The following is a 9952-nucleotide window of genomic DNA, read 5'->3' as shown; positions in this document are numbered from 1 at the left end:
AATCGGCGTGAGTGACGAACGCATCCCGTCGGCTATGAATCCGCCGAAAATGCGCGGCCGCGAGGCGACGAAGGCGCGGCTCCTCGACGCGGCCGCCGCCGTGTTCGCGGAGGTGGGGCTCGGATCCGCGTCCGTCGAGGCCGTCTGCGAGCGCGCCGGCTTCACGCGCGGGGCGTTCTACTCGAACTTCGCCAGCAAGGAGGAGCTGTTCCTCGAGCTGGCGCGCCGCGGCGCCCACGACGCGCTGGCCGCCGTGCGCGCTCGCGCCGCGACCGTGCAGGGCCCCTTCGACCTCGACGACATGGACACCCTCGTCCGGATCCTCGGGGCCGCGGGCGAGGACGCGTTCGGCGTGCAGCTGACGGCGGAGATCACCGCCCAGGCGATGCGGGACGAGCGCCTCGGCGCGATGCTCGCCGAGTGGAACGCGGGCATGACGCGCGAGATCGCGCAGATCGTCGAGCAGATCCTCTCCAGCGGCGGCCTGCGCCTGCGCGTGCCCGCGCTCGAGGCGACGCGCATCATCCTCGCCGTGTGGAGCGACGTGAGCGAGCGCGTGGTCGTGGAGCGCCTGGGCGAGGCGGAGAGCACGCGCGTGCGCGCGGACGCGGTCGCGGGGGTCGTGCGCCTCCTCGTCGAGGCGTAGCCGGATCCGCCCCGCCCCGCCCGCGGGGCCATACCCTGTCGGCATGGCCCTCACCGACACCCCCGTCCGGCTCGGCGTGCAGATCGCGCCGCAGCACTCCTCCTACGCCACGATTCGCGACGCCGTCGCCCGCCTCGAGGACATGGGCGTCGACGTCCTGTTCAACTGGGACCACTTCTATCCGCTGAGCGGCGAGCCCGACGGCCTGCACTTCGAGGCGTGGACGATGCTCTCCGCCTGGGCCGAGCAGACCGAGCGCGTCGAGTTCGGCTGCCTCGTCAACTGCAATTCCTATCGGAACGCGGACCTGCAGGCGGACATGGCTCGCACCGTCGACCACATCTCGGCGCGCGGCGGCGCGGGCCGCTTCATCTTCGGCACGGGATCCGGGTGGTTCGAGCGCGACTACGACGAGTACGGCTACGAGTTCGGCACGGCGGGCGCGCGCCTGGACGCGCTCTCGGACGCCCTGCCGCGCATCGAGCGGCGGTGGGAGAAGCTCAACCCCGCGCCCACCCGCGACATCCCCGTCCTCATCGGCGGCGCCGGCGAGAGGAAGACGCTGCGCATCGTCGCCCGCCACGCTGACATCTGGCACAGCTTCGTCTCGCCCGAGGAGCTCGCGCACAAGCTCGCGGTCATCGACCGATGGGCGGAGACCGACGGCGGCGACGCCTCGGGCCTCGTGATCTCGAATGAGCTCAAGGGCCGCGACGAGGGCGACGCCCAGGCGCTGTTCGACGCGGGCGTGCGGCTGTTCACGCTCGGCATCACGGGCCCCGACCTCGACTTCGACGCGGTCGCGCGGTGGATCGCCTGGCGCGACGCTCGCAACGGGCGGGCCAGCTAACCCGCGAGCACCGCGTAGGCCTGCGCGATCCGCGCGCGCCACCACTGCTCGCGGTCCGCGCTCGCCGCGTGACGGTGAAGGAGCGCCGGATCCGGCTCCACGCGCCGCACCGGAACGGATCCGGCCTCGGCGCTCAGCGGATCCGCCGTCACGTCGGCGGCGAGGAGGCTGGCCGTGCCGAGCCCGCAGTCGTGGGGGAGCGCGGGCAGCGCGGCCGCGAGGTGGGCGCCCTGCGCGAGGCCGACGCTCGTGTCGAGCGCGGAGGAGACGACGGCGGTCAGCCCCGCGCGCTCGACGATGTCGAGCGCGCGCCGCGCCCCGCCGAGCGGCTGCGCCTTGACGACGACGATGTCGGCCGCCCCCGCGCGGGCGACCGCGACCGGGTCTTCCGCCTTGCGGACCGACTCGTCGGCGGCGACCGGGATCGCCCAGTCCGCGAGGCGCTCGCGGATCTCGGCGAGCTCGGCGACGGATCCGCAGGGCTGCTCCACGTATTCGAGGTCGTAGGGCGCGAGGGCGTGCAGGGCTCGCTCGGCCTCGTCGACGTTCCACCCGCCGTTGGCGTCGATGCGCACGCGGCCCTCGGGGCCGACGGCCTCGCGAACCGCGGCGACGCGGTCGACGTCGTCCGCGAGCGCCTGCCCGCGCTCGGCGACCTTCACCTTGACCGTGCGGCAGCCGTCGTAGCGGGCGAGGACGGCGGGCACGTCCGCGGCGTCGACCGCGGGCATCGTCGCGTTCACGGGGATCCGGTCGCGGTGCGCGGCCGGCTGCGGCGCGGCGGCGAAGTCGATCGCGGCGGCGAGCCACGACGAGGCTTCGGCCGGGCCGTACTCGAGGAAGGGCGAGAACTCGCCCCAGCCCTCCGGCCCCTCGAACAGCGCCGCCTCGCGCACCGTGACGCCGCGGAACCGGCGCGCCAGCGGGAGCGACACGACCCGGACGGTCTCGAGAATCTCGGCGAGCGACAGCAGCGGGGTCATGGATCCATGATGGCGTCGCCGAACCGGCGGGCACAACGAGCCGGGATGGTCAGTAGAACTCGACGCGGTTCACGACGTTCTCGAGCGGCCGGCCGTCGAGGAGCCGGCCCGCGTTGCGCGCGAACAGCTCCGCGATTCGGGCGTCCTCGCCCGCCGTGAGCGCGGCGGTGTGGGGGCTCACGAGCACCCGGGGGTGCGACCACAGCGGGCTGGACGCGGGAAGCGGCTCGACCTCGAACACGTCGAGCGCGGCGAATCCGACCTGACCCGCGTCGAGCGCCCGAAGGAGCGCGTCCTCGTCGACGACCGTGCCTCGGCCGACGTTCACGAGTGTGGCGCCGGGCCGGAGAGCGCCGAGCACTTCGTCGTTCACGAGGTGGCGGGTCTGGTCGGTGCCCGGCAGCGTGCTCACGATGGCGTCGACGCGCGGGAGGACCTCTGCGAGGGCGTCGGGGTGCACCGTCTGCGCAACGCCGGGCACCGTGGCACCGGAGCGCGAGGTGCCGATCACCGTCGCGCCGAGGGCGGATACCTGGCGCGCGACGGCGGCCCCGATGCCGCCGAGCCCCAACACGAGCACTGTCTGATCCGCGATCTGCGGCATCATCCACCGGCCGGACCAGTCCCGCTCGCGCTGCTGGGCGATGAGGCGCGGAAGGTGCTTGGCGCCGGCCAGGAGGCCGAAGACCGCGAACTCCGCCAGCGGCTGGCCGTGCACGCCCGCCGAGGTCGTGAAGGTGACCCGCTGAAGCTCCGCCTCCGTGAGCTCCGCCGCGCGCACCTGGCCGCCCCCGCCCGCGGCCATCGTGTGCACCCACCGCAGCCGTTCGTTCCCGCGCACGGCGCGCTGGAGGGCGCGCGGATCCACGTCCGGGATCCCGTAGAGCGCGTCCGCCGAGTCGATCATCGCCTCGAACGCCGCCTGCTGCGCGGGCGTGCGCCGGAAGGCGGGGTCTCCCGAGAAGTCGGCGGGATGTCGCATGGGCGGGAGGAGCTCCTGATCTACGACGAGGTCGATGCGGGGCTCGCGCTCCACGAGCCGCGCGCATAGCTCAGGCGCCAGCGGGGCCGCCACGGCGACGCGCAGACGCACGCTCATGCGAGCGCCTCCACGGCCGCGCCGATGGCGGCGACGGAGGCCGTGATGGTGTCGACGTCGGTCGCGAACGAGATGCGGAAGAACGGGGAGCGACCGTAGGCGGATCCCTGGATGACCGCGACCCCGGCGTGGTCGAGCAGGTAGAGCGTCACGTCCTGATCATCGGCGAGAACCCGCCCGTCGGGGGTCGTGCGCCCGATGAGGCCCGCGCAGTCCACGAAGAGGTAGAACGCGCCGTCGGGTGCGAGCGGGACGAGGCCCGGGATCCGGCGAAGCCCCACGAGGGCCGCGTCGCGTCGCTCCCGATAACGCTCGACAGCCTCGGTAATGACTTCCTGCGGGCCCTCGAGGGCGGCCGCGGCCGCGGCCTGGCTGATCGAGGAGGGGCACGACGAGGTCTGCGACTGCAGCGTGTTGATGGCGCGGATGAGCCGCGGGTGTCCCGCCGCGTACCCCAGCCGCCATCCGGTCATCGCGTAGGACTTGGACACCCCCGAGACGACGAGGACGCGGTCGCGGAGGTCCGGGGCGACCGCGACGAGGCTCGGAGCCGGGGAGCCGGTGAAGGAGATCTCCGAATAGATCTCATCGGAGAGCACGAGGACCCGCGGGTGCCGCCGAAGCACCTCGGCGATCGCGCCGAGCTCCGGCTCCGTGTAGATGGCGCCGGTCGGGTTGCCGGGGCTGTTGAGGATGAGCCAGCGCGTGCGCTCGGTGAGGAGGTCCTCGAGAGCCTCGGCCGTCAGACGGTACCCCGTCGCGGACGTCGTGGCGGCAAAGACAGGAGTTCCCTCGTTCGCGCGCACCATGTCCGGGTAGGACACCCAGTACGGCGCGGGCACGATGACCTCGTCGCCCGGGTCGAGCGACGCCATGAGCGCGAGGAACAGGACCTGCTTCCCACCCCCGCCCACCGTGATCTCCGCGTCGGAGTACTCGACGCCGTGGGTGCGCACGAGCGACGCGCGGATCGCGGCGCGGAGCCGCGGGGTGCCGTTAACGGGGGTGTACTTCGTTTCGCCAGCCTCGATCGCGGCGATGGCGGCGCGCTTGATGTGCTCCGGGGTGTCAGCGTCGGGCTCGCCGACCGTCAGGTCGAGGACCCGCCGACCTGCGTCCTTGAGCTCGCGCACGCGCGCGGCCGCCGCCGTGCTGGGCGACGGCTGGATCCGCGACAGGCGCGCGGCGGGAACGAACGCCTCGGACGTCTGCGCGATCATGCCGACTCCTCGATGTCGGTCGTGAGCCCCTTCGCCTTCAGTACGTCGGTCAGACTGCACAGGTCGATCGTCGTGCCCCCTGCCCAGTACTTCTGGATGAGCTCGGCCTCGTGCGCGTCGCGCGCCGCCGAGAGGTCGGCGACCTCGGCCGCCTCCTCCCGCCGGACGACGACGATACCGTCGGCATCGCCCTTGACGATGTCGCCGGGGCGCACAATCTCCCCGCCGAACACGATGGGCTGGTTGAGCGCGCCGAGCGTCTCCTTGACCGTGCCCCGAATCGAGATGCTGCCCGAGAACACCGGGAGCCCGAGCGCGCGCAGCTCCTGCGTGTCGCGCACGCCCGCGTCGGTGACGAGCGCCGCGATGCCCTTGGCCTTGCAGGCGTTGCCGAGCACGTCGCCGAACATGCCCGCCTCCGCCAGAGCGCCGGCCTGCACGACGAGCACGTCGCCGGGCTGGGCGTAATGGATCGCCACCTGCAGCATGAGGTTGTCGCGCGGCGCGCAGGCGACCGTGAAGGCGGATCCGACGAACGACATGTTGCGGTCAATCGGGGTGATCGCCGGCGAGACGGACCCTCGGCGCCCCTGTGCCTCGTGGATCGTGGCGGCCGTGTATTGGCCGACGCGCGCGACGTCCGCGGGATCCGCGCGGTCAATCTTGGTCGTGACGTGCACCATGGGAAGGGTCCTTACTCCGCGTTCTCGTCGCGGCGGTTGAAGGTCAGCCCGCCCGGCACCTGGAAGGTGGGGAGGAGCTCGAACAGTCCCACGTTCACGTGGGACGGGGCGGCGACGGCGAAGTCGATGGCGGCGACCACGTCGGCGACCGTCAGGGACTCGTAGCCCTCGTAGTAGGTGGCCCACGCCGCCGCGTCGGTCTCGGGCGTGCCGCCCATGTTGCGGGAGAAGATCTCCGTCTCGATGCGCCCAGGGCTCACCTCGGTCACCCGCACGCGGCGGCCGAGGGCGTCGTTGCGCAGCTGGCGGGAGAGCTGATGCACGGCGGCCTTCGTCGCGTGGTAGGCCGTGTGGCCGAAGAAGTTGTACAGCCCCGCCATCGACGAGATGTTGATGACGTGCCCGCGGTCCCGCGCCACCATGCCGGGGAACAGCACACGGAGGATCTGCATGACCGCCCCGAGGTTGACCTCGAGGATGTCGTCGAGGTCCTCGGCGGAGGAGTCGAGGATGTTCCCCGGGCGGCTCACGCCGGCGCTGTTGAGGACGATGTCGGCCTCGATCCCGGCGAGCTCGCGTTCGATGGCCGCGGTGTCGCGGACGTCGATCGCGTGCACGACGACGCCGCGTGCGGCGAGTTCAGCCAGCCGCGACTCGTCCCGCGCGACGGCGTGCACCGTGAGCCCGCGTTCGAGAAACAGATCGATCGCGCCGCGGCCGATGCCGCTCGTGGCACCGGTGACGACGGCCACGCGGTAATCGGAGTAGGTCATTGCGGGATCCCTTCGAAAGGTGTCGTCGGAACGGCGCCGAGCGCGGACAAGGCCGCGTGCGTCCGTTCCCGGAGAAGGTCGAGCGCGGCGCGCTCGGCCCGGATCTGTGCGGCTGCGGCGGAGTCCGAGACGCGTCGGAACCGCAGGGTCTCGCCCGGCCGGGCCTGGGCGAGGACGTCGAGCGCGGCGGGGGTCGCGACCGCGAGCACGGGATAACCGGCCGTGACGCCGCGCCCACGATGCAGCACGAGGATCTCGTCGCCCGGGGGAACCTCGACGGCGCCGACGGGCACGCCCCGGGAGAGCACCTCGCCGGACGCGCGCCGCTCGGGCAGCGACCCCGTCATCCGCAGCCCGATGTGGTTGCTCGTCGGGCTCACGACATACGGGGACTCGACGAGGCGGTGCGCGGTCCCGGCGAACTCGGCCGCGTCCGGTCCGTCCGTCACCTCGACCAGGTCTCGTCGGCGTGCGCGCGGAACGGGGAGGCGGAACAGCTCGGCGCCGAAGTGCCCGTTCACCAGGGGCGGGGTGCGCTCCCGCAGCGGGAGGGCGGATCCGGGCGCCAGCGCGCCGCCGAACCCGAGCACGTTGTCAGGAGCGCAGCTCCCGAGCAGGCGCGGCACGTCGAACGAACCGCGGACGGCGAGATAGGCGCGCAGGCCGCCGGAGATCCCGAGCACGGCGATGCGCGCGCCCCGAGGGACGGAGATCGGCGCCCCCTGAGGACGCCGGACGCCATCGATCTCGACGAGGGCGTTGGCTCCTGTGACGGCGATCAGCGCGTCGACATCGGCGACCGCCTCGACGTCGAACGCGAGCGTCTCGATCAGGGGCGCGCCGTCGGGATTGCCCACGAGGATGTTCGCGACCCGCGCCGCGCGCTGATCGGAGGCGCCGCCCGAGGGCACGCCGAAGCGCGGGCCCGTCGGGCGCCCGAGGTCGGTGACGTGTGCGGCGCCGGCGGAGAGGATCCTGAGCGTGCCGGCGGTCATCGCGCCGCCAGCCGGGAGCCACGGAGGGCGTCGAACTCCGCGCGGTCGATCGGCCGGAACCGCAGCACGTCTCCCGGCGCGTAGGGGACGAGCGGGCCGTCGGACGAGAGGTCCAGGACGGCGAGCGGGGTGCGCCCGATGAGGGGCCATCCGCCGGGCGCCGCGGCGGGGGTGATCGTCGCCTGCCGGCCGGCGACGGAGACCATGCCCTGCGGAACGTGCGCGCGCGGGCTGCGCAGGCGCGGCACCGGATCCGGCAGAGGCGGGCCGTCGAGCATGGGGGAGCCGCCCGGCGCCCCGAGGCACCGCACGACGTAGTCGGGCTCGGCGTGGAGCCGGGCGACCTCTTCGCGGGACAGGCCCTGCGCGTCGGCGACGCCGCGGAGGTCCAGCTCGTCGTCGAAGTCGTAGAGCACGGGGACCTCGAAGTGGCGGGGGTGACGCGTGAGCGGCTCGCCGAAGTCGATGCCGTCGATCATGATCTCGAGCGCGCGGGTGAGCGCCGCCAGGTCCGCGGTGTCCGGGCGGAGCTCGACCAGCGCGGCGTCGTAGGTGGGGATGACGCACGTCACCCCCGGGATCGCGGCCTCATCGAGCCGGCGCGCGAGCTGGTGCACGAGGCGCCACGAGGTCTCGGGGTCCTCGAACGCCGCGGCGACGCGCACGGCCGTCGCGCCGCTGGCGACGATGGTGACGGGGAGCGAGGGCACGACGGGTCCTACTCGAGCCAGCCCGCGAGCGGGGCGATCTCGACGCCGGCCTCGGCGAGGCCGGCGCGGATGCTCCGCGCGAGGCGGATGGCATCGTCCGTGTCGCCGTGCACGAGCACGGTGTCGCACGCGATCGGGATGGCGACCCCGTTTCGGCTGTCGATGACGCCGTCTGTCACCATCCGCACGGTGCGTTCCCGGATCTCCTCGGCGTCGTGGATCACCGCGCCGGGCTCGGAACGTGGCACGAGCGTGCCGTCGTCCTCGTAGGCGCGGTCAGCGATGCCGACGATGCCGACGCGCAGGCCGGCCGCGCGCGCGGCCTCGGCGAGCTTGCCGTCCTGCGCGAGGACGATGAGGCTCGGATCCACCCGCGCGGCCGCCGAGGCGACGGCGTCTGCGTAGTCCTCGCGCACCGCGACGAGGTTGCCGAGCCGACCATGCGGCGCGAGGTGGGTGACGCGCTGGCCGCGCGCGGCCGCGATCGCCGCGAGCGCGCCGAACTGGTAGAGCACGTCGCTGCGCACCTCGCTCGCCGTGAGCCCCATGTCGCGCCGGCCGAACCCGCGCAGGTCCGGAAACGACGGGTGTGCGCCGATGCCGACGCCGCGCTCGGCGCACGCGCGCACGGTCGCATCCATAATCTGCGGGTCGCCAGCGTGGAACCCGCAGGCGACGTTCGCGGAGGTGAGGACGTCGAGGAGGGCGGCGTCGTCGCCCATCCTCCAGGCGCCGTAGCCCTCACCGAGGTCGGCGACGAGGTCGACTCTTCGCGTCATGGGAATCCTCCGATCGTGGTGGGGTGACGACCACGCTAGGTCGGCGGCACCGACGCGCGAAGAGATGTGCCATAGTGATGCCACATCGACGCGACGATCCTTCGTTTAATTGGGTTTCGTCACTGCAATCTGGCAAGGTATGTGCCAAGGCTCGTGCGCAACGCGTACGGACAATCCGCGGGAGGGACAGAGATGGTGATTCCGGATCGCCGCGTCCAGCGGCGCGTGACCTTGACGGAGATCGCGCGGGCGCTCGAGATCGCCCCGTCGACGGTGTCGCGCGCGATGTCGAACCCGAACCGCGTAAGCACCGAGATGTATGAGCGGATCACGCGCAAGGCGAGCGAGATGGGCTACGCCTCCGCGCTGCTCCCCGAGCGGGATCAGCGGCTCGCGCGCGGCACAATCGCGCTCGTGGTTCCGAATCTCACGAATCCCTTCAACCTCGACCTCATGCGCGGCGCGCAGGCGCAGATCCGCGCGGCGAGCTACCTGCACCTCGTCGTCAGCACGGAGGAATCGCTCCCCATCGAGGAGCAGTGGCTGCGCGAGATGTCACGCACCGTGGACGGCATCGTCGTCTCCTCTCCCCGTGTGGACGACGAGGTGTTGCGTTCCGTCGCGCAGAGCGTGGCGACCGTGGCGATCAACCGCGAGGCGCCGGGCCTGTCCGGCGTCGTCATCGACACACCCAATGGGCTGGCGCAGGCCCTGCACTACCTGCATTCTCTCGGGCACACGCGCGTCGCGTATGTGCGCGGCCCGCACAGCTCGTGGACCGACGAGGCGCGGTTTGCCGCCGTCTCCCGCGCGGCCGAGGAACACGACGTCACCCTGATCGCGGTCGGCCGATACCAGCCGACCCTCGCCAACGGCGCGGCGGCGGCGGACGCCGTCGTGTTGACCGCGGCGACGGCGTGCATCTTCTTCAACGACGTGCTCGCGATCGGCGCGCTCGACCGGTTCCGCTCGGCCGGCGTCTCGGTGCCGGGGGACCTCAGCGTGGTGGGATGCGACGACATCTTCGGGTCCTCGTTCTCGAATCCGCCGCTCACGACGGTCGCGTCGCCGGGGGAGGCCGCGGGGCGCGCGGCGGTCGACCTGCTGATCTCGCGCTTCACGACGCGGGAGCGCACCGAGCGGGTGGACCGCATCTCCGCGCACCTCACCGTGCGTGCTTCGACGGCACCCCGCGCGGCGTGACGGATCCCCGG

Annotated in this window: 11 protein-coding genes; 3 read left to right on the top strand and 8 right to left on the bottom strand. The window is 72.7% G+C overall.

Going from position 1 to position 9952, the window contains the following annotated elements; genetic code table 11:
- Positions 1-7: 7 nt before the first annotated feature.
- Positions 8-646 (top strand): TetR/AcrR family transcriptional regulator, encoded by a 639-nt coding sequence (locus tag GJQ66_RS14595; protein ID WP_368732634.1) that lies wholly within the window; start codon positions 8-10, stop codon positions 644-646.
- Positions 647-689: 43 nt separating this feature from the next.
- Positions 690-1496 carry an LLM class F420-dependent oxidoreductase gene (locus tag GJQ66_RS03730; RefSeq protein ID WP_155047999.1) on the top strand — a complete coding sequence of 269 codons (807 nt, stop codon included), beginning with the start codon at positions 690-692 and terminating at the stop codon, positions 1494-1496.
- On the opposite strand, the gene GJQ66_RS03725 is transcribed toward GJQ66_RS03730, so the two are convergent.
- Genes GJQ66_RS03725 through GJQ66_RS03690 form a run of 8 tightly spaced genes read right to left on the bottom strand, consistent with a single transcriptional unit; the run spans position 1493 to position 8738 of the window.
- Positions 1493-2479 carry an o-succinylbenzoate synthase gene (locus tag GJQ66_RS03725; RefSeq protein WP_155047998.1) on the bottom strand — a complete coding sequence of 329 codons (987 nt, stop codon included), beginning with the start codon at positions 2477-2479 and terminating at the stop codon, positions 1493-1495. The two genes, GJQ66_RS03730 and GJQ66_RS03725, sit on opposite strands and share 4 nt — an antisense overlap.
- A gap of 49 nt (positions 2480-2528) precedes the next feature.
- Positions 2529-3578, bottom strand: a complete 1050-nt coding sequence (locus GJQ66_RS03720; protein ID WP_155047997.1) for a D-2-hydroxyacid dehydrogenase — start codon at positions 3576-3578, stop codon at positions 2529-2531.
- On the bottom strand, positions 3575-4798 hold the full coding sequence (locus GJQ66_RS03715; protein WP_155047996.1) for an aspartate transaminase: 1224 nt from the start codon (positions 4796-4798) through the stop codon (positions 3575-3577). Before GJQ66_RS03715 ends, GJQ66_RS03720 begins: the two co-directional genes overlap by 4 nt.
- Positions 4795-5481 carry a 4-carboxy-4-hydroxy-2-oxoadipate aldolase/oxaloacetate decarboxylase gene (locus tag GJQ66_RS03710; RefSeq protein ID WP_155047995.1) on the bottom strand — a complete coding sequence of 229 codons (687 nt, stop codon included), beginning with the start codon at positions 5479-5481 and terminating at the stop codon, positions 4795-4797. Before GJQ66_RS03710 ends, GJQ66_RS03715 begins: the two co-directional genes overlap by 4 nt.
- 11 nt (positions 5482-5492) lie before the next feature.
- Positions 5493-6254: an SDR family oxidoreductase gene (locus tag GJQ66_RS03705; RefSeq protein ID WP_155047994.1), complete on the bottom strand. Its 762-nt coding sequence runs from the start codon at positions 6252-6254 to the stop codon at positions 5493-5495.
- Positions 6251-7249 carry a biotin-dependent carboxyltransferase family protein gene (locus tag GJQ66_RS03700; RefSeq protein ID WP_155047993.1) on the bottom strand — a complete coding sequence of 333 codons (999 nt, stop codon included), beginning with the start codon at positions 7247-7249 and terminating at the stop codon, positions 6251-6253. The genes GJQ66_RS03705 and GJQ66_RS03700 overlap by 4 nt, the downstream gene beginning before the upstream one ends.
- Positions 7246-7959 (bottom strand): carboxyltransferase domain-containing protein, encoded by a 714-nt coding sequence (locus GJQ66_RS03695; protein WP_196215803.1) that lies wholly within the window; start codon positions 7957-7959, stop codon positions 7246-7248. The genes GJQ66_RS03700 and GJQ66_RS03695 overlap by 4 nt, the downstream gene beginning before the upstream one ends.
- An 8-nt stretch (positions 7960-7967) precedes the next feature.
- Positions 7968-8738 (bottom strand): LamB/YcsF family protein, encoded by a 771-nt coding sequence (locus GJQ66_RS03690; protein ID WP_155047991.1) that lies wholly within the window; start codon positions 8736-8738, stop codon positions 7968-7970.
- A gap of 192 nt (positions 8739-8930) precedes the next feature.
- On the opposite strand from GJQ66_RS03690, the gene GJQ66_RS03685 reads away from it, so the two are divergent.
- Positions 8931-9941: a LacI family DNA-binding transcriptional regulator gene (locus GJQ66_RS03685; RefSeq protein WP_155047990.1), complete on the top strand. Its 1011-nt coding sequence runs from the start codon at positions 8931-8933 to the stop codon at positions 9939-9941.
- Positions 9942-9952: the final 11 nt, after the last annotated feature.

Origin of the sequence: Microbacterium sp. ZXX196 (assembly GCF_009709595.1) — a bacterium.
Lineage (GTDB): Bacteria > Actinomycetota > Actinomycetes > Actinomycetales > Microbacteriaceae > Microbacterium > Microbacterium excoecariae.
This window is presented reverse-complemented; position numbering and strand designations above follow the sequence as displayed.